The 20,061-nt window shown below is 47.7% G+C and carries 17 protein-coding genes and 2 pseudogenes; 4 read left to right on the forward strand and 15 right to left on the reverse strand.

Going from position 1 to position 20,061, the window contains the following annotated elements:
* Positions 1 to 62: 62 nt before the first annotated feature.
* The 7 genes from K0778_RS14770 to ecpR all read right to left on the reverse strand — a co-directional run bounded on the left by K0778_RS14770 (position 63) and on the right by ecpR (position 7,498).
* Entirely contained in the window at positions 63 to 392 is a 330-nt protein-coding gene (locus K0778_RS14770) for a YkgJ family cysteine cluster protein (RefSeq protein WP_001303809.1), read from the reverse strand.
* A 312-nt stretch (positions 393 to 704) separates the two neighbouring features.
* A complete protein-coding gene (ecpE, locus tag K0778_RS14775; RefSeq protein ID WP_001301243.1) occupies positions 705 to 1,415 on the reverse strand; it encodes a fimbrial chaperone EcpE in 711 nt (236 codons plus the stop codon).
* Positions 1,384 to 3,027, reverse strand: coding sequence for a fimbrial adhesin EcpD (gene ecpD, locus K0778_RS14780; protein WP_001310578.1), 1,644 nt, complete (start codon positions 3,025 to 3,027; stop codon positions 1,384 to 1,386). The genes ecpE and ecpD overlap by 32 nt, the downstream gene beginning before the upstream one ends.
* On the reverse strand, positions 3,017 to 5,542 hold the full coding sequence (ecpC, locus tag K0778_RS14785) for a fimbrial usher EcpC (protein ID WP_001131058.1): 2,526 nt from the start codon (positions 5,540 to 5,542) through the stop codon (positions 3,017 to 3,019). Before ecpC ends, ecpD begins: the two co-directional genes overlap by 11 nt.
* Before the next feature lie 25 nt (positions 5,543 to 5,567).
* A complete protein-coding gene (gene ecpB / locus K0778_RS14790) occupies positions 5,568 to 6,236 on the reverse strand; it encodes a fimbrial chaperone EcpB (RefSeq protein ID WP_000716394.1) in 669 nt (222 codons plus the stop codon).
* A 57-nt stretch (positions 6,237 to 6,293) separates the two neighbouring features.
* Complete coding sequence (gene ecpA, locus K0778_RS14795) at positions 6,294 to 6,881, reverse strand: common pilus major fimbrillin subunit EcpA (RefSeq protein WP_000730972.1); 588 nt, start codon at positions 6,879 to 6,881, stop codon at positions 6,294 to 6,296.
* 74 nt (positions 6,882 to 6,955) lie between these two features.
* The gene (gene ecpR, locus K0778_RS14800) at positions 6,956 to 7,498 is read right to left on the reverse strand and encodes an ECP biosynthesis operon DNA-binding transcriptional regulator EcpR (RefSeq protein ID WP_001301257.1); all 543 of its coding nucleotides are present in this window, start codon (positions 7,496 to 7,498) and stop codon (positions 6,956 to 6,958) included.
* A gap of 822 nt (positions 7,499 to 8,320) precedes the next feature.
* Here ecpR and ykgL point away from each other — a divergent pair.
* Positions 8,321 to 8,548 (forward strand): protein YkgL, encoded by a 228-nt coding sequence (ykgL, locus tag K0778_RS14805; protein ID WP_001147279.1) that lies wholly within the window; start codon positions 8,321 to 8,323, stop codon positions 8,546 to 8,548.
* Positions 8,549 to 8,582: 34 nt separating this feature from the next.
* On the opposite strand, the gene ykgO is transcribed toward ykgL, so the two are convergent.
* From ykgO to K0778_RS27720, 4 genes and pseudogenes are all read right to left on the reverse strand, one after another.
* Positions 8,583 to 8,723: a type B 50S ribosomal protein L36 gene (ykgO, locus tag K0778_RS14810; protein WP_000866436.1), complete on the reverse strand. Its 141-nt coding sequence runs from the start codon at positions 8,721 to 8,723 to the stop codon at positions 8,583 to 8,585.
* Positions 8,723 to 8,986 (reverse strand): type B 50S ribosomal protein L31, encoded by a 264-nt coding sequence (locus tag K0778_RS14815; protein ID WP_000803998.1) that lies wholly within the window; start codon positions 8,984 to 8,986, stop codon positions 8,723 to 8,725. Before K0778_RS14815 ends, ykgO begins: the two co-directional genes overlap by 1 nt.
* Before the next feature lie 363 nt (positions 8,987 to 9,349).
* On the reverse strand, positions 9,350 to 9,451 hold the full coding sequence (ykgR, locus tag K0778_RS28600) for a small membrane protein YkgR (RefSeq protein ID WP_000662258.1): 102 nt from the start codon (positions 9,449 to 9,451) through the stop codon (positions 9,350 to 9,352).
* Positions 9,452 to 9,924: 473 nt separating this feature from the next.
* Positions 9,925 to 10,014, reverse strand: a pseudogene (locus K0778_RS27720) (hypothetical protein); the annotation flags it as partial.
* Positions 10,015 to 10,565: 551 nt separating this feature from the next.
* Between K0778_RS27720 and fdeC the strand changes: the two are divergent.
* The gene (fdeC, locus tag K0778_RS14825) at positions 10,566 to 14,822 is read left to right on the forward strand and encodes an inverse autotransporter adhesin FdeC (protein ID WP_063084586.1); all 4,257 of its coding nucleotides are present in this window, start codon (positions 10,566 to 10,568) and stop codon (positions 14,820 to 14,822) included.
* A gap of 139 nt (positions 14,823 to 14,961) precedes the next feature.
* Here fdeC and K0778_RS14830 read toward each other — a convergent pair whose 3' ends face one another.
* A complete protein-coding gene (locus K0778_RS14830; protein WP_000621009.1) occupies positions 14,962 to 15,813 on the reverse strand; it encodes a helix-turn-helix domain-containing protein in 852 nt (283 codons plus the stop codon).
* Between the two features lie 302 nt (positions 15,814 to 16,115).
* Here K0778_RS14830 and K0778_RS14835 point away from each other — a divergent pair.
* Positions 16,116 to 16,244, forward strand: a pseudogene (locus K0778_RS14835) (aldo/keto reductase); the annotation flags it as partial.
* A 159-nt stretch (positions 16,245 to 16,403) separates the two neighbouring features.
* On the opposite strand, the gene rclC reads toward K0778_RS14835, so the two are convergent.
* From rclC to rclA, 3 genes are all read right to left on the reverse strand, one after another.
* Positions 16,404 to 16,997: a reactive chlorine species resistance protein RclC gene (gene rclC / locus K0778_RS14840; protein WP_001299021.1), complete on the reverse strand. Its 594-nt coding sequence runs from the start codon at positions 16,995 to 16,997 to the stop codon at positions 16,404 to 16,406.
* Between the two features lie 11 nt (positions 16,998 to 17,008).
* Positions 17,009 to 17,245, reverse strand: a complete 237-nt coding sequence (gene rclB, locus K0778_RS14845; protein ID WP_000474077.1) for a reactive chlorine resistance periplasmic protein RclB — start codon at positions 17,243 to 17,245, stop codon at positions 17,009 to 17,011.
* Positions 17,246 to 17,353: 108 nt separating this feature from the next.
* Positions 17,354 to 18,679, reverse strand: coding sequence for a reactive chlorine resistance oxidoreductase RclA (rclA, locus tag K0778_RS14850; RefSeq protein WP_001046307.1), 1,326 nt, complete (start codon positions 18,677 to 18,679; stop codon positions 17,354 to 17,356).
* A 225-nt stretch (positions 18,680 to 18,904) separates the two neighbouring features.
* On the opposite strand from rclA, the gene rclR reads away from it, so the two are divergent.
* Positions 18,905 to 19,759, forward strand: coding sequence for a reactive chlorine-specific transcriptional regulator RclR (gene rclR / locus K0778_RS14855; RefSeq protein ID WP_000339594.1), 855 nt, complete (start codon positions 18,905 to 18,907; stop codon positions 19,757 to 19,759).
* The last annotated feature ends 302 nt before the right edge of the window (positions 19,760 to 20,061 follow it).

Raw genomic sequence — 20,061 nt, forward strand, 5'->3', positions numbered from 1 at the left:
CCCCTGAAAAACGAAGCCCCGCTATTATCGCTGGCGGGGCAGTGCAATTAATTATTGTATGTTTATAACGGTGTCAGCCCGTATTTAGCCCTTGCACGATTGCAAGCCTCATTGACGACTCCGTTCTCACCAGACATGGCAAATTCTCTGCATGTGGACGATCGATTTTTATATATCGTGCAGCAGGCATTTTTGCCCGGGGTTCCTGCAAGGGCAATACATCGGGGGTTTTTCTGATTGGTACCGCTCATGCATCGGTGAAAAGGGGATATTTGTTCAGTGAGCCTGGCGGGAATAGTACCGCCAGCATCGTCGGCTTCGGCCCAGTAAAAAGAGACGCGGAAAAATGCACAACAGGCACCACACGTCATGCATGGATTCAGATTGCTCATAATTCACCAGTACAGCTAAAAATCGTAAAGAGAACAGCGGTACATCGTATGTAAGAACGTACCGCGGTTGGCTGGGGAACTTTCGATAGTGTGAGTATTGAATGATTTCCAGCCGTTACCGATTTTACGTACTAATTCGTGATTAAACCACTCATTAGCAGGCTGCCTGATACCTTTCCGTGTCTCCTGAACACTATGGTGTGCATATGAGAAAGCCCATCGTTACAGGTGACATTGACGATCGCTTCCACATCATTTAAACGATTTTTGGAGCTCTGAGGTGGAATTCTTCCCTCGATCGATGGATAAGTCTTAGTCCGCCGAAGGGGGCTTAGCCGGACAGGAATCGCTAATCTTAATGAATTTGTCGTTATAGACCAGATAATGATTCCCCGGCTGACGTAACTCAGGCTGATGAACCACGTCTCCCGGACGTAGATACCAGGCATCGCCTTCCTCTTCGGTCGAATCACATCCTGGCTTAATCAGTAGCTTAAACCATGTGTTGCCAGTGTTACTTACCGTTCCTGTCACCTTGTCGAAGGACCATTTAAACTGAACCTGACGTGGTCGTACTACCAGAATGGTATCCATCACCACCACCGGCTCCGTGCTGACCTCGCCGCCGGTTGGGCTACGTCTTGTCTGGTTACGAGTGGGGACTTCGCGAAATGAGACCCGGTAGTAGCGCTCGCGGTTATCCTGTGGACCATGATAGTAAAATTTAAAATACTCGCTCTCACCAGCCTGCAACGCCAGCTGGCGGGGGGCGAAAAGCAGCTCACCATCCACCGGTCGGGTGCGCAATTCACTGCTGCCCGGGCTATCAATAGCACTGATGGCAATACGGTATATCCGTGCGCTTTTGTTGTTATTCACTACACGTTTGCTGACAAAGTCAGTCTCGGACGGCAGCGAAAATGTCAGATTGCCGACCGAAATCGCCTGTGTCAAAGGTGCCGCCAGCATACAGACCGCTGTCAGCAGGGCCTTAGTTAATGTTACGCCACGTCGCCTGAACATGAATCTCTCCTGAAGCGCTGACTTCGCCAAACCAGCCGTTATCATCTACCGTACGCAGCGAAATGGCGTTATCCATTGGAATCGAAAATTTGACTGTGGTCTTATCCATCTGCCCCACTTCGCCAGAGATATCAGTCCACGGTGTGGTCAACCACAGCGCATCGGTCATATCCCGCCAGCTATCATCGCACCCGGCATCGTAGGTTTTTGTAGCTCCGTTGCGGGTAATAAAGGAAAGTGTCGCCGGGAACGGTACTTTCGCCTTACCGTCATCGGAGCTGAAGACACAATAGGAGCGCCCGCCAATCACCTGCGCGGGTCCGGTCACCTTGATCAGCACTTCGTCGGCAGCTGTTTTACCGCTGGTGGTTACGATATAGCCGAAATCGAGTGCCGACTCGCCGCTGCCAACATATCCCTCCCGCGACGGTGTCTGAGTATATTCATCGGAGATAATACTGATGCTGAAATCACGGGGTTTGATAATCAGCGTGTTGGAGGTAGAAAATTCATACCAGCCAGACTCCGGTGATGTGGTGTTCTGAAAGCGAAAGTTGAATAGATCTTTGGTGTTGATATCGCTGATCCCGAGGTTCACCATCTGCTTAAAGAAGTTGCTCGAGAAGAAAACATAGATCGAGTCTGCGCTCTTCATCTCGTTGAAGGTGTAGTAATAGGCGGTATTGCTCACCGGTTTCCATGAACTGCCATTCAGACTGAACTGCATATCGTACGCCCCGACGGCCGAGGCTAACGACGAGTTGGCGATCGCCGGGAATATATGGATTGAGGTGTTGCTGAGTCCGTTTGTTTGCAGGGTATAGTTAACCATCTTACAACTTAATCCTGAACGGCTGCCGATGGTTTGCGTCCGGCAGTCGGCGTTCCCTTCGCCCAGAGTCGGTACTCCGTCGCTGTTGATAAATACTTCCGCCAGCGAGTGGGTATTTATCAACCGTAGATTTGCTGCTTTCGTATGGGTGACGTTGCGAACATACCAGTTGCCGGAGGCCTGATCCTTACAGCGTGCGCCGCTGCTGGCGTCATAGTTCACAGAGGTCTGGCAGGCATTGATGGTCATTGTAAAGCTGCTGCCGACGGGCATTTGTTGCATATACTGGTAAAACGCGTCTGACAACATGCCGTGCATCCACTTCGCGCCGCCGCTGGTCACCGTCGCGCCATAAAATCCACTGGCGTCGGTGGTTTGCGGCAGGATAAGACTGGTGGTCATATTACACCCAGCGTACCAGTTGATGCAGCGCAAGCCAGTTAAAGGAGATGAAACTGGTGAATTTTCCAGCCACATATCAAACTTCCAGTTGGTATAAAGGCCGGTGTTGTAACCGTTATCAATGTAGCCGAGGCTTTGCTGATAGATGGTTCCTGAACCAGTGTATTTTAAACCGGTCCAGCGGTTGGCACCGGTCAGGCGCGGATCCAGCGCCCCGCCAGGAGTGACGAAAAAGTTGTCGTCTGAGTTGTTTTCGACAAACACAAACTCGCGTGCCGGTGCATCCGCCCAGGTTGTTTTGCTCACTGCCGCTCTGAGCGCAGTTACTGGCCAGATTAGCGCGAAAATTATCATCGTTATTAGTAGGTTAACTCTCATTCTCTTCTCCTGTCTGCGTCACCGCCGCCCACGATGAGAGGCCGCTGCAGACCACATCACCGACCCAGACGGCACCGCGCGCCTGGTTGAGTTCCAGAGCCACTTCGCAGGTTTTATTGCCACTGTAGCGAAAATCGATAGTGGGGTATTTCTTATCCACGTCCATGACAAACTCGCCGTTTTCATCGGTTCGGGTTCGGCCGATATGGTTGTTAATCCGTGCGTTAGCCAGCAGTGTGCCGTCTTCCGCACGGATACGACCGGAGACGGTAACCATCTGCTTCACCTCTGGCTCAATGACAGCGACATTGCCTGGATAGAGAGTCAGATGACTTTTGCGGCCGCTGACGATATCGTAGCTGTCGAGGGAGTTTTTGCTGTTCTGTAACTCCACCTCATATCTTCCATAGGGAGAGAGTGGGAGATAGTTACGCTTGCCGTTAAGTGGGAAAATCCGCCCGTTGATTTTGGCGCTGATCTGACCGTCGTCCTCCAGCCCGGTGTTGAATATCACCCCAGCGTTGCCATCAGTCCGCCCGCTGGCAGCAATGTTTTTACCCTGCCAGCCGACGCTGCCATTGGCGGTCAAGTTGGTATTGACGTAGCCGTCCGCCGCGCTATTGACGTTCAGCGTTCCGCTGGCGTAGCGAGCGTCGAACTGTGCATACGCCCCACCACTGAGAGTTTTGTCATCACCGGTATCGCCGGAGATGGCTCGTGACAGATTGGCACCAACAGTGCGAATGGTCCCTTCATCAAACTGCTTGCGTGCTGACAGGTTTGCCATGGTGTAGCCGTTTTGATGAGTCATCCCTGCGCTAAACCAGTTGCCCAGTGGTAGCGAGAGATCGAGAGCGATATATTTCCCTGTATTGGCGTTGCTGTCGCCGTTGTTATAGCGCTGAATACCGGCCCGCAGGCCAAGCGAACCAAAGGGACCGCTGTAGACATTTTGATAGTAATCTGCCGTGTAATAATGGCTGTTGTAACGGCGGTCATCATTGTAGCTGATGCTGAATGTGCCCAGCTTCGACCACAGTGAGTTCAGGTTGAGTGTGCCGCCGATTGCACGGTTGTCGGCATCGCTACGTCGCAATTGATTGCCAATGCGGGTTTTTTCCTGGTTAACCCACAGCGAACTAAAGCCTCCCGGTAGAGTGGCGCTGATGCTGGCGATGTTGCTCCATGAGCTGTCACTGGCCAGCATATTTTGCAGGTTAACGTTGATCGCCCCCCCAAGCGGCAGCGTCAGACGGGTTTCACCCACCGCCTGATTATCGTATCCATATCCCGTTGCCGCCCAGCTAAGCGTACTCAGTGAGCCGGAGGTCGAGGCACCTGCCAGCCAACTCTCTTTAGCTGGTCGCGTCTTTTTCCCGTTTTCCGACCAGCGATCCATATGAAAGCTACCGCCCCATATCTGCCACGCCAGTGGTGCACCGACGCCGCGCCCCCGGCTAAACAGCTTATTGACCCGTTGAGTGCGTTTGCTGATCACGCGACCGTTAACGATCACCTCAACTTCCACATCGTAAATACCGTACGGTAGACCCCGGGTATCCACTTCATGATTGCCCATGGTGAAGTTCTGAACGCTTAGTAACCGCCCATCACGGGTGAGATGTACTTCGCCCGCCGCCGGTAAAAAGGCGATCACTGGCGTGGCTGACTGGCTGCTGTCGAAGATGGTGGAGCTGGCCTGGTTTCCCCAGGAAAGGCCGTAAATCTTCCCTGCTGAAATGGCGGTCATCGGCCCTAAGGACTGCAAGTTCCAGGTGTCGAGCATTCCACCGGCAAATCGGTGACCGGCAAAATCGCGTTCATACATCGCTTTATATAATTCACTGTCCTGTTGACCGCTACCGATCCCGTACAGCGAGCCGTCGAGCACCACATGATGTTCGCGCAGTGCAGTAACGTTATTCAGCGACAGATAGCTGGATGTGTTACTCCCGCCGTTACGCAACTGGTTGTTATAGATGCCGAAGTTATAGCTCAGATTACTGCTGAGGGTGTTAACACTGGACTGCCCGATGTCTTCGCTACGTGAGCGTAGTACGGTGCCCAGCGCTTCGCGCTTGACCACCAGCTGCAGCAGCAGTTGGCGCAAGCTGAGATCCAGCTGCGCGTTGTCAGTCAGGGGGATGGTAAGGGCCTCATTGAACGGGGCGTTCGCCAGAGCCATCAGCTGCTGTCGAGTTTGTTCGCTGACACTGGCGTTATCTTCACTCTCTTCCAGCTGTATTTTCCGGATGCGTAGCTGTCCATCATCCAGCCAGATAAAAGCGCTGCCGATTCGCTGATCGTCCTGGCGACCCTGGCTACCGGCGAGATGAATATAGAGCGGGACGCTCATGCCGTCCTGAAGCGCCTGACTGAAGGCCTGCGGAATAATCACCCCACCTATTTGCTGCGCACTTATGTCAGCAGCGCTGGCATCGGGCTGAACGAACAAAAAGACCATGCCGAAGGCAAACTGGGCTTTCAGTCCTGGGGAGAACCGTCGTAAAGGCATTGTCGTTATCCATCTGCACAGCTATCTATTTCACGGGAATGAACTTATCACCCTGCCAAAGTGCAACCCGTCCTTTGTTATCCGCCGTGTCCACGCGGGTAAAACGACGCGACTTGCCCGGCATCAGGTAGTAATTCTCTTTACACTCTTTACCATTGGCGGCTTTCAGGCAGGGGCCGTAGGCGAGGATCCGCAGCGTCGCATTTCCTGTATTTGTCAGGGAGCCGTTGGCGTACTGAAAGTGGTAGTTTGCCTGGCGGGGTGCGACGACCAGAATGGTGCCGATGCGGGCGGAAGCAGTGGCCACAGCGCTGCGGTTGGCATTATCGCGCTGCGCATCACTGAGGGCCTGATCAAACCAGACAATGCGGTAGTAGCGCTCTTTTTCATCTGCGGGTCCCTTATAGAAGAAGCGGATCACTTCGCTGGCTTGGGCGGGTAGCAGCAAGCTGGCGGGAGTGAGTAGCAACTCATCCGGCTTGTCCATTGCGATAACCTGCCCGTCGTCAAGCGGTGAAGAGAGCCGTTCGAGACGGATATTGATAAGGCGACCACTGTCGGTACTGTTTTTGATCGTTTTGCTCAGCGTGCTGCTGTCACTGTTCATAAACGATGATATATCGCCGACATCCAGCGCCTGGGCCGGAGATATTCCGGAAAACAGCAGAGCGAGAGGCAGAAGGTGCTTTTTCATAACAATTCCGTCCAGGAATAAAGCAGGGTGGCTACCCCTGCTGGTACATCAGAGAGATTAACTGGTCCAGGTCGCGTCGAACTGTACGCTAACGTCGCCGCTCCAGATGCCTTCCGGTAGAGTGCTGTAATCTGTTACTGCGGTGGTACCATTGGTGGTACCGCTGATGATGGAGAAGGTGAAACCATCCTGTGCGGTGGTACGATTGCTGGCATTGTAACCGTTAGCCAGCGGGCTAAGGTTGCCGCCCAGTACGCCGTTGGCGGTATCGATCATCACGGTATCGCCAGTTTTTTCGACTGCCGCGCCGTTATAATCCACGCCCACATTCAGTGTGGAACCTGAGGTATCCAACTGGGTTAATGTGTTGGTGATAAGACGTGAGGTCAGTTTAAAGGCGGTAGCCGTTGAGTCACCCTCGATAGCCACGTCAAATAGACCTTTCTGTGAGTTAAAACCTTTAATGCCTTCGGCATACTGGAACGCCAGGCTACCGAGTGGCGTCACAACCAGCTTACTGGTGGTGTCTTTTTTGGCTGTTGCCGACCAGGTCGCTACAGCCTGAGCTGTTACGTCAGCAGCCTGCGCCACACCCATGCCGGTAAACACCGTTACCAGAGCTATTGCCAGAACCTTTTTTTTCATTGCATTTCTTCCCGAGTTGAATTGAGGACGTGATGTCCCAGTGAGTCATTTTTTAAAACTAACTTGCCTGGAGTTTACTGAACCAACTTATATATTTTTGAGTACAGCTTGGCCTCAGCATTACGCCGATGGGTATACACTGTCTTCACACTACAATTTTCAATTCTGGCAATCGATTTAGGTTGCATTCCCTGGGCCGTCATGCGGATAATTTCCATTTCCCGGTCCGTGATTTTATCTTTCTTAATATCTTTTCTCAGGAACCTGCCATTAATCACATAGACCAGTTCTTTTCTAATATCACGACTCAGTCCAGCGTATACCACGCCCCTAATATTGCTATTGTAATACCAATAATTTGCTAAGGCCTCTGACTTTCTGGCCGCAATCAATACGACCTGTTTCCCCTTTACCGCGGATAACCATTCATTATCACGGTTTATAAATTCAGATAAAGAATCCGTACTGAGATTGATAAACACGAAATCTTTTCTAATTTTCTCCAACGATAGATAAATTAATCTGTCGATATCCACAATCAGTTCAGATAGTCCTTTATAGAAGTAGGCGTCATGGGGAGACCAGATGTATTTATCAGAACGGTTTTGACATTCCATATGGTTTTTAACCTCATAGTCCCTACTGTAATCACTTTGCCATGTCACTACTTTCCAAACCTGTAATTTTTACAGGTGCATTCAGTTTCCTTAGTAAACCGGAAGTAAATAAGATACGTAGTACATATCAATAAAGGTTAAACGAGATTAAGTTTAATTATTTTCGATTGGGCTTAAATTTATGTTTTTTTCCCGATGAGTGTCAATATGTGAACGGAAAAGGAATTCAATGGTTAAGTCAATATTTAGAAAAACTGAAAATATTGCTTTTTTGATAAGAAGAAAAAGACATTTGGTTTCATAAGGTTATTGGCAATATAACGTTCAATTCTTACTTGCATTTTATATTGGTCAGGAACTTTGCCCTGAAGTGTTAGGAATAGTCTTAATGCGCTGTGTGATGGACTAGTAAAAAAACAAGTTTTAAGGGTAAGGGATAGAATATAAAACTATGATGAGCTGTCATTGAAGATGATTTGCCAATCAGTAAGATATTTTAATGGATTAACATGCCGCACAAAATGGTTACAGGTGTTCATTCCAATAAGTAATGGAAAATTGAACGGGCGTATGTACGTCATCTGTTCGGTAAGCCCCCAAGAGCCAGATTAAGTGAAGTTAAACGAAGGCTGCCAGCTGTCACAGGAACGATGGCCTTTTTGTCAGGGCACTGCATTCAGTTATCTGTGCGCGTTACTCTAACTGGCACTCGAACGTCGGCGACGGGGTTACCGGTGGATCAGACTGTTCCTGTGGCGTAAACGTTTTTATGTTAGTACCAACAGATTTACCACATTTATCATCTTAACAGTTTGAGTGAAAATGCAGGCTGCGCCGCAAAGGGAGGAGACTGAGTGGCGTGTTCAGTCTAAAAGAGGGTTGATGCCAGCATACAGGGGCGAAGCTGGTCAACAAGTCAACATTAAGATAATGGAATATTCGGAGAGAAACGTCAGGCAGTTGGCCTCAAATGAACAGGAAGAATATATCCCCAGGAAAATTAATGTTGGTGTTATAAACACACCAACATTAATCCGATCTGATTATTAATCAGACAAATATCGTTAATCCGTCGAATTTTGAATCAACGTTTTTTCTTACGACCCTGAACGGCCTTAAAACGTGGATTAGATTTACAAATCACATATAGCCGTCCTTTTCGCTTCACAATCTGACAGTCTGGATGGCGTTCTTTTGCGGTACGCAGAGAGTTAAGAACTTTCATCACGCCCCCTTTTTCGTGCTAACAAAACGACCAAAACGTTGGGTGAATCGTGCAACATTTCCTTCTGATGCCACTGTTCTCAGCTTCCCTGTATAGAACGGGTGCGATTTAGAAGAGACATCAATTGTCACGTATGGATACGTTACGCCATCCAGCTCAATCTCACGGTCTGTTTTGATAGTCGAGCCGATTTTAAAGTACTCATCAACACTGGTGTCGTGGAACACCACAGTACGATACTCAGGATGGATATTGGGCTTCATCATTTTTACCTGTTATGTTATAACATAACCATAAAGATACATGCTCATCCGGATCATTTCAACACTCAATCCCTGTGACTCTTTGTGGATGTGGAATTTTCGCAACGGGGAACTCTGGCATTGTTAGCAGCCATTGGTGACGCTCCCATAAACGCCTGGATGAGTGATTGATGATGGTTTTGCTGAGAGTATGGATTTTTCGAGAATGGAGGTTATCTCCACTTTACTGGCCGAGGATTTATCGCAGTATGATTGATTACCTGACAGCGTGTATTCCTCTCCCACGGATATAATAATTACTTACAAAAAAGGGAGAGGATGCATATTTTAAATATCACTGAAGTGAACAGTTTATTTCCGTTATTAATAGAAATGGAGAAATAAATAGGCGTATTCTACAATTGCGACAAAAACAACGATATTAATCAGTTTATGACTGATTTGCTGTACTTTATTCTCTTTCATTGGTACTTCCTCGCTTTAAAAAAGAGTGCACTTCGTAAGTGCCCTTATATAAATAACGAGTTTGGTCAACCAATTTTTTGACATGTATCACAAATTTGAATAGATGTATTACATCAACTATCTTTTATTGCACCAACGTCATTGATATATGTCGCCTGAAGTCAGTTCCGGGAATGAGTCTGATCTCAAGACTGGCCCAGTCCGGGCGTTGATTGGTGCTGAGGAGCATATCGCATCTCATCATAATGTCGTATCTCCTGGGGTGTTATACAAGATATCGTTGTTGGTGACCTGGGAGAGGAATTGAGTTCTATTAAACCGTCAACTATGCCGGATACATACTGGATTACACTGCAGGCACGCCTTATGAGAGAACGTGCCGCAGTGACGGGTTAATTATCTGAAAGAATTTGTGAGGCTGTATCGGTTACTCATTGATTTGATAGTTTTACTCTCGGGAGAATAATAGATATTTAATCCATTAACGGAAACCAGCCAGTTCCTTTCGATGCCTGAATTTGATCCCATAGTTTATCCGGAATGGTTAATTCATGAACAAGTTGTGTTATCGTTCATGAGAAGCATAACGTAAAGGGAAAAGCTCGATTAGACGGCAGAATTTGTCAGGGGTTATGAACGAAATTCATAAATCTGTTTGAGTGTTGCGATGGGTAGTGCAAGTTCGATATCTCCGCAATTTACAGTCCGATGAAGGAAAATGAATATCCATAAAAAATATATTGGTTTATCCTGGCATATATACCTATTTCGACGTATTTCCAATAGTTTTAATTAAAGGCAGGTCATTGTTATTCACTCTGAATAGTGAATTATTCACTGTCCGCAGAGTAAGAAATATAACTTAGGTATCTATTTAATGACTTGCACAAAAAGCTAAATTTCCCCCCATAAATAAAAATATAATCCCGCGCCCAACCACCTGATGAGTGGCTACAGGCACTGGATATATTAGGTGGTGGTGCACTTTCTTACATAAAGGTATTTCCTTTTCTGCGGAAAAGGAAATCGGGAAATCCCCGGTTTTTCTGACAAGCAGACGCCATTATTTGTGTCTGCCTATGTTCGTTAATTCGTTCATCAGGAAATTATCTCAATGTCACATTATAAAACAGGTCATAAACAACCACGATTTCGTTATTCAGTTCTGGCCCGCTGCGTGGCGTGGGCAAATATCTCTGTTCAGGTTCTTTTTCCACTCGCTGTCACCTTTACCCCAGTAATGGCGGCACGTGCGCAGCATGCGGTTCAGCCACGGTTGAGCATGGGAAATACTACGGTAACTGCTGATAATAACGTGGAGAAAAATGTCGCGTCGTTTGCCGCAAATGCCGGGACATTTTTAAGCAGTCAGCCAGATAGCGATGCGACACGTAACTTTATTACCGGAATGGCCACAGCTAAAGCTAACCAGGAAATACAGGAGTGGCTCGGGAAATATGGTACTGCGCGCGTCAAACTGAATGTCGATAAAGATTTCTCGCTGAAGGATTCTTCGCTGGAAATGCTTTATCCGATTTATGATACGCCAACAAATATGTTGTTCACTCAGGGAGCAATACATCGTACCGACGATCGTACTCAGTCAAATATTGGTTTTGGCTGGCGTCATTTTTCAGGAAATGACTGGATGGCGGGGGTGAACACCTTTATCGACCATGATTTATCCCGTAGTCATACCCGCATTGGTGTTGGTGCGGAATACTGGCGCGATTATCTGAAACTGAGCGCCAATGGTTATATCCGGGCTTCTGGCTGGAAAAAATCGCCGGATGTTGAGGATTATCAGGAACGCCCGGCGAATGGCTGGGATATTCGTGCTGAGGGCTATTTACCCGCCTGGCCGCAGCTTGGCGCAAGCCTGATGTATGAACAGTATTATGGCGATGAAGTCGGGCTGTTTGGTAAAGATAAGCGCCAGAAAGACCCGCATGCTATTTCTGCCGAGGTGACCTATACGCCAGTGCCTCTTCTGACACTGAGCGCCGGGCATAAGCAGGGCAAGAGTGGTGAGAATGACACTCGCTTTGGCCTGGAAGTTAATTATCGGATTGGCGAACCTCTGGCGAAACAACTCGATACAGACAGCATTCGCGAGCGTCGGGTACTGGCAGGCAGCCGCTATGACCTGGTTGAGCGTAATAACAACATCGTTCTTGAGTACCGCAAATCTGAAGTGATCCGTATTGCTCTGCCTGAACGTATTGAAGGTAAGGGTGGTCAGACACTTTCCCTGGGGCTTGTGGTCAGCAAAGCAACTCACGGACTGAAAAATGTGCAGTGGGAAGCGCCGTCATTACTGGCTGAGGGTGGCAAAATTACCGGTCAGGGTAGTCAGTGGCAAGTAACGCTCCCGGCTTATCGTCCAGGCAAAGACAATTATTATGCGATTTCTGCGGTTGCCTACGATAACAAAGGCAATGCCTCAAAACGCGTGCAGACAGAGGTGGTCATTACCGGAGCAGGTATGAGCGCCGATCGCACGGCGTTAACGCTTGACGGTCAGAGCCGTATTCAAATGCTTGCTAACGGTAATGAGCAAAGACCGCTGGTGCTGTCTCTGCGCGACGCCGAGGGGCAGCCAGTCACGGGCATGAAAGATCAGATCAAGACTGAACTAGCCTTCAAACCGGCTGGAAATATTGTGACTCGTTCCCTGAAGGCCACTAAATCACAGGCAAAGCCAACACTGGGTGAGTTCACCGAAACTGAAGCAGGGGTGTATCAGTCTGTCTTTACTACCGGAACGCAGTCAGGTGAGGCAACGATTACTGTTAGCGTTGATGGCATGAGCAAAACCGTCACTGCAGAACTGCGGGCCACGATGATGGATGTGGCAAACTCCACCCTGAGCGCTAACGAGCCGTCAAGTGATGTGGTTGCTGATGGTCAGCAAGCCTATACGTTGACGTTGACTGCGGTGGACTCCGAGGGTAATCCGGTGACGGGAGAAGCCAGCCGCTTGCGATTTGTTCCGCAAGACACTAATGGTGTAACCGTTGGTGCCATTTCGGAAATAAAACCAGGCGTTTACAGCGCCACGGTTTCTTCGACCCGTGCCGGAAACGTTGTTGTGCGTGCTTTCAGCGAGCAGTATCAGCTGGGCACATTACAACAAACGCTGAAGTTTGTTGCCGGTCCGCTTGATGCAGCACATTCGTCCATCACCCTGAATCCTGATAAACCGGTGGTTGGCGGTACAGTTACGGCAATCTGGACGGCAAAAGATGCCTATGACAACCCTGTGACCAGCCTCACGCCGGAAGCGCCGTCATCAGCGGGTGCCGCTGCTGTAGGTTCTACGGCATCTGGCTGGACAAATAATGGTGATGGGACGTGGACTGCGCAGATTACTCTCGGCTCTACGGCGGGTGAATTAGAAGTTATGCCGAAGCTAAATGGACAGGATGCGGCAGCAAATGCGGCAAAAGTAACCGTGGTGGCTGATGCGTTATCTTCAAACCAGTCGAAAGTCTCTGTCGCAGAAGATCACGTAAAAGCCGGCGAAAGCACAACCGTGACGCTTATTGCAAAAGATGCACATGGCAACACTATCAGTGGTCTTTCGTTGTCGGCAAGTTTGACGGGGACCGCCTCTGAAGGGGCGACCGTTTCCAGTTGGACCGAAAAAGGTGACGGTTCCTATGTTGCTACGTTAACTACAGGCGGAAAGACGGGCGAGCTTCGTGTCATGCCGCTCTTCAACGGCCAGCCAGCAGCCACCGAAGCCGCGCAGTTGACGGTCATCGCCGGAGAGATGTCATCAGCGAACTCTACGCTTGTTGCGGACAATAAGGCTCCGACCGTCAAAACGACGACGGAACTCACCTTCACTGTGAAGGATGCGTACGGGAACCCGGTCACCGGGCTGAAGCCAGATGCACCAGTGTTTAGCGGTGCCGCCAGCACGGGGAGTGAGCGTCCTTCAGCAGGAAACTGGACAGAGAAAGGTAATGGGGTCTACGTGTCGACCTTAACGCTGGGATCTGCCGCGGGTCAGTTGTCTGTGATGCCGCGAGTGAACGGCCAAAATGCCGTTGCTCAGCCACTGGTGCTGAACGTTGCAGGTGACGCATCTAAGGCTGAGATTCGTGATATGACAGTGAAGGTTAATAACCAACTGGCTAATGGACAGTCTGCTAACCAGATAACCCTGACCGTCGTGGACAGCTATGGTAACCCGTTGCAGGGGCAAGAAGTTACGCTGACTTTACCGCAGGGTGTGACCAGCAAGACGGGGAATACAGTAACAACCAATGCGGCAGGGAAAGTGGACATTGAGCTTATGTCAACGGTTGCGGGGGAACACAGCATCACGGCCTCAGTGAATAATGCTCAGAAGACGGTTACGGTGAAATTCAAGGCGGATTTCAGTACCGGTCAGGCGACCCTGGAGGTTGATGGCAGCACGCCAAAAGTGGCAAACGACAATGATGCCTTTACGCTGACGGCAACGGTTAAGGATCAATACGGCAACCTTCTGCCTGGCGCTGTGGTCGTCTTTAATCTGCCTCGGGGCGTCAAACCGCTTGCAGACGGTAATATCATGGTGAACGCCGACAAGGAGGGTAAAGCGGAACTGAAAGTGGTCTCCGTGACTGCCGGAACGTATGAGATCACGGCGTCGGCAGGAAATGACCAGCCTTCGAATGCGCAGTCTGTAACGTTTGTGGCCGATAAGACTACGGCGACCATCTCCAGTATTGAGGTGATTGGCAACCGTGCAGTGGCGGATGGCAAAACCAAACAGACGTATAAAGTTACGGTGACTGATGCCAATAACAACCTGTTGAAGGATAGCGACGTGACGCTGACTGCCAGCTCGGAAAATTTAGTTCTGGATCCTAAAGGGACGGCGAAAACTAATGAGCAAGGACAGGCTGTTTTCACCGGCTCTACCACTATCGCAGCGACATATACACTCACGGCGAAAGTGGAACAGGCCAACGGTCAGGTATCGACGAAAACTGCTGAATCTAAATTCGTCGCGGATGATAAAAACGCGGTGCTCGCCGCATCTCCAGAACGTGTAGATTCTCTGGTGGCGGACGGGAAGACTACTGCAACAATGACGGTTACCCTGATGGCGGGAGTCAATCCCGTAGGAGGAAGTATGTGGGTCGACATTGAGGCTCCGGAAGGAGTGACGGAGAAGGATTATCAATTCCTGCCGTCGAAGGCTGACCATTTCTCAGGTGGGAAAATCACGCGTACATTTAGTACCAGCAAGCCAGGTGTCTATACGTTCACATTCAACGCACTGACGTATGGCGGGTACGAAATGACGCCTGTGAAGGTGACAATTAACGCCGTTGCTGCAGAGACTGAAAATGGCGAGGAGGAGATGCCATAATTTGAATAGTATGAAAGTTACGATCTAATAAAGAATAATGGTGTTGAAATATTCAACGCCATTATTCACTGAATACCTTGCCTGATACTGATTAAATAGTATCAGGCAAGGATAAAACTCAATAAGAGATAGTGACCAACTAAACCGGACGAACGGGAATAAAAATTTCGCAAACAACATCATTGCCATCCTTTTCTACGAAATCTTCATTGTAATAAAAGCGCTCAATATCGCTGCCGTTCACTCTGGCTAACCCCCTGGCAGGTAACTCTATCAGATAGATGTTACGCACCCAGTCAGGATAATTTTCCCAGTTTCCTTCATAACGGAAAGAGGCATAAAGTCCTCGGGTCGTTGTCCACTCTTTTGGCATGTCAGCATATTCACATACCGTACCAGCAAAAGTTTCAACCGTGAGCAAATCGACCGATTTTGTTGACGGTTCAAACGTGGAAACGAAATAGATATCCGTCTTAAAATTCTTCATACATCTGGCTAAATGATGACGTCGTAGTTTGACTTCTTCATCCGGTGATTTATTCGACACTTCAATGTCATATTTAAATGAGTTGCCAAAAATAGGTGTCTCAGGAAAGTTGATTAATCTACACTCCGTCTTTTGCTGTTGACGTATTAAAAAAGAAGGGAAGATATTTGCGAGATCCCAATAATCACGGTGGCGGTATTCACGGGGAGAGCAGCCGAATAACTTTTTAAATTCGCGGCTGAATGACTGCTGTGAATCAAAATGCAAAGAGAGTGCAATATCAAGCATAGATTTCGCGGTGAGCCGGACAAGAATGGCGGCACGACAAAGCCTTCGTTTGCGAATGTATTCTCCCAAAGGCACATGCATGAAATTTCGGAACAGAAGCTGGATGTTGCGTCTGCTGTAGCCAGATTTCTGTGCGATATCTTCGATTGAAATAGGGTGCTCAAGATTGCACTCAATCCACTCCAGGAGCTGCTGTAGAATCTTCTGCCTGATCATCTCATTCTCCGTTAATTCTTTGTCATATCGCACATTTTCGTTATACCCTGGGCCCTAAGTGTATCAAAAATAGCAAGGGCGAAGGCAAAAGCACTGGTAGCGTCTGCTTCGTTGTCCCCGAAAATAGAGAGGTTTCAGTCCTACATTATTAATGAATTTTTTGCATAAGTGATATCAAAATCCACATACTACTTTGAGGTTACGTTTTAACGTAGACTCATTGTTCATGCCTAATGGAGGGACTGACAGTGGAATTTTCCGTATAGTCTGCTTCAGAGTATTGCAGATGCCCATCAAAAATCGATTTCTCACTGACAGATAAAGAAATGGCACAAATTAGTTCGCTTGATTTGGGTTATGTTGGGGAGTCGGTAAAACATTTTAATCCTGAATTTGTTCGTGGTTGTCTTGCTGTAAAAATACATGATTGATATTAATCATGTATTTTACCTAAGACGACAAAAACCTTTTAACAGGGGAGTGATATTGATCTTCACTCTGTCATATCTCCGGTAATATGGCGTCAGGCTTCATCATCAGAAAGGGGGCCTGACGCCTGAAAAAGTGAACAACAGACAGTGTTCGGATTATCAATATTCAGTTTTTAACGTTGAACTGGATTCATTACTGCGTTGTTTAAGAATTTCCCGCGCCGAATCTGCCATTATCATGACAGCACCTGCCAGCATCAGAGTATCTTTCAATACCAGGCGACCAGCACCGGATAAATAAGGGAAACCATGATGAGCGTCACCCAATGCGGGTACCCATGCCTCCGGGGTGGTGATTAAAAATGAGAGTGTTACCAGCGGCGTGGTAAATGCCATCAGTCCTCCCAATAAACCTAACCAGCGATTGACAGGATTAGCCAAAACCAGCAGAGCAATAATCACCTCCACGACGCCAAGACCGTTGGAAAAACCATAGGTATTATTGGCCGTTTGCCATGCCCTTGCTTCTGGTTTGTATTCGCCTTCGTGAGTCAGATACTGTTTATAGTCTTCCGGGTGTTCATAAAAGAACGACATTAGTGGACTGTTTGCGACGAATGGTGTAATGCTGTCTGCCTCGTAAGGGACAAACTTTAATAACCCAATCCACATAAAAACAATTGCAATACTCAGACGAATCAATGTCAGGCCAATTTTATCTCCCCGACTTAACAGGTGCAGGTATTTTTCCATTGTGAACATCCTTATTTATACAATACTGCTGTTGCGGTTGAATTATTATCAATTCGCATCGATGTGACTTTCCAGGATGAAGCATTATATTTTCTGGCTATATCAGCAATGGCATCCTCCAGAACTGTCGGTGATGCTGATACTGACGAGACGCTGATATGTTTCAGAATTATTTTATCATCTGCATTGGTGGAAAATGCCATAACGCCAGATAATAGTGTTGCAAATAAAACGGATTTTTTAAACATATAAAATACCATCAATGAAGTGATTAAGAAGTTATAGAGTAACAGAGAATTAATAAGATTCTTTTCTCTGAGACGCCAGAATATTTGTTCTGGCGTCTGATTTTGAGTTTATTTGACTAATGAAAATAGATCATTGAGTGATTCGCTCATCGACGGATGAGTAAATATCTGATCGCGTAATATGCTATAAGGCAGCCCGGCATCCATCACCATTTTCACTATATTGATCATCTCGTGGGAGTCAACACACAGCAGTGATGCCCCTAACATACGTTGGGTTTTATTATCAACAATCGCTTTTAATACCCCACGAGTATCATTCATCACTCTGGCACGCGGAATTGCAGCTACAGGCAATGTCACCACCTGAATATCAGCACCACTCTCTCTGGCTTGTTCTTCTGTCATACCAACCCTGGACAGGGGCGGTGTCATAAATACGGAATAAGGCACATTTTTCCGATCATCAGTACTACGTTTGCCTTCACCCAGTAACTCATCACGTACAATGCGGTAATCATCCAGTGATATGTAAGTAAATTGCAGCCCGCCGGTAACATCTCCCATCGCCCAAATATTGTCTGCGGTGGTATGTAATCGCTTGTCAACGACAATTGCCCCGCGCTCGTTTACTGCGATACCGGCATTTTCTGGATGTAACGAAGCGGTAGCCGGTTGACGACCGGAAGCTATTAACAGTGCATCCACCGCCAGTTGGGCGTGCTCGCTATGCACTTGCACTTGATTTTCATGGTGACTGATTCGCTCCACATGGGCATTGAGGATAATATCGACGCCCTGATCGCGTAAAATCGTCGCGATATTATCAGCAATATCCCGATCTTCCCGAGGCAAAAACAGCGAAGCTGCTTCTAAAATGGTTACCTTGCTGCCAAAATTAGCGAACATAGAGGCGAACTCAACGCCAATATATCCGCCGCCCAAAATACCTAAATGCCCAGGCAATTCTTTTAGATTAAGTAATCCGGTGCTGTCATATACTCCTGGCGTGGTGGTAATTCCAGGAATTGGCGGAACCACGGTTTGTGCACCGGTATTAATAAAAATTTTCTCGCCATGAATTTCCAGATTTCCCTCAGGCCGATGAACACGCAGGCTATGATTATTGATAAACTCCGCCTGGCCGTCGATCACGTCGATATTGGGCATATCCGCAAGATTATGAAAATTCTTATTACGTAAAAAATTAACCACTTCATTTTTACGCTGTATGGCACGGACAAAATCTGTGTGCTGCTGTGCGTCATGAACCAATGTTTTGGTTGGGATGCAGCCGATATTAATACAGGTCCCGCCATACATTGCATTTGATTGTTCGATGAGAGCCACTCGCCAACCTGCTTTTGCCAGCGTGACGGCTAATGTTTTTCCAGCCTTGCCAAAACCAATAATCACTGCCTGATATTTATTCATGATGATTTCCTGTCGAAACGCGTTCATTTGACATCATGACTATAGACGCAAAAGAGCAAATAACATTTCTTCACAACGCTTGATATTTTGTCTTATCGTCTGATATTTTCTTTTTCTTAATCAGAATCACAAAACAAAAATCATGATTAACTATTTGATGGTATTAGATTAGTTATTTACTAAGATTGTTGGTGTTTGTAATCAAAAACCACTCAGGAGTCTGATATGGATGCCCTTAGCCGTTTGTTGATGCTTAACGCTCCACAAGGAACGATCGATAAGAATTGCGTGTTAGGAAGTGACTGGCAGCTTCCACATGGTGCCGGGGAATTATCGGTTATTCGTTGGCATGCGTTAACGCAAGGAGCGGCGAAGCTGGAAATGCCGACGGGGGAGATTTTTACATTACGCCCGGGAAATGTGGTCCTGCTACCACAAAATTCAGCTCATCGCCTGAGTCATGTCGATAATGAATCGACCTGTATTGTCTGCGGCACTCTTCGGTTGCAACATTCGGCGCGTTATTTTTTAACGTCTTTGCCGGAAACGCTGTTTTTAGCACCGGTTAACCACAGCGTGGAATATAACTGGCTGAGGGAGGCGATCCCGTTTTTACAACAGGAATCCAGATCGGCAATGCCGGGAGTGGATGCACTGTGTAGCCAGATCTGCGCTACATTCTTTACCCTCGCGGTGCGTGAGTGGATTGCACAGGTTAATACTGAGAAAAACATTCTCAGTTTGCTTCTGCATCCACGTCTTGGTGCGGTAATACAGCAAATGCTGGAAATGCCAGGACACGCCTGGACCGTCGAATCGCTGGCCAGCATCGCTCACATGTCCCGGGCAAGTTTTGCCCAGCTTTTCCGTGATGTTTCCGGAACCACGCCGCTGGCTGTATTAACAAAGTTGCGTCTACAAATAGCGGCCCAGATGTTTTCCCGGGAAACGCTCCCTGTTGTGGTGATCGCTGAGTCAGTAGGCTATGCCAGTGAATCATCTTTTCACAAGGCGTTTGTCCGCGAGTTTGGTTGTACCCCGGGAGAATATCGGGAAAGGGTCAGACAGCTTGCACCCTGAATAAAACCGCCAGAAATCAGGGCAAAGATAATCCGCATTCCGGGAGTTGTGAGCCTTTCAACTATTTCTATTTCCAACGGTGGTTTGGGCTTTATATATTTTTTCTGATGGACTCTAGCTCAGTTTTTAAATAAAAATGCAAACTAAATTGCTTCAATTAAATAAAATCCCGACTATTACTTGATACGTGATTATTGTCGGTGATTTTTTTGTACACCATCAGTGTATATCTCAATAACCCCTGAATAAGTAGCTCTGAATAGGTATAAGGGATGTAGCCATTTTTAAATGGATTTCTTATG

This window comes from Escherichia sp. XD33 (assembly GCF_019375075.1).
Classification (GTDB): domain Bacteria; phylum Pseudomonadota; class Gammaproteobacteria; order Enterobacterales; family Enterobacteriaceae; genus Enterobacter; species Enterobacter flexneri_A.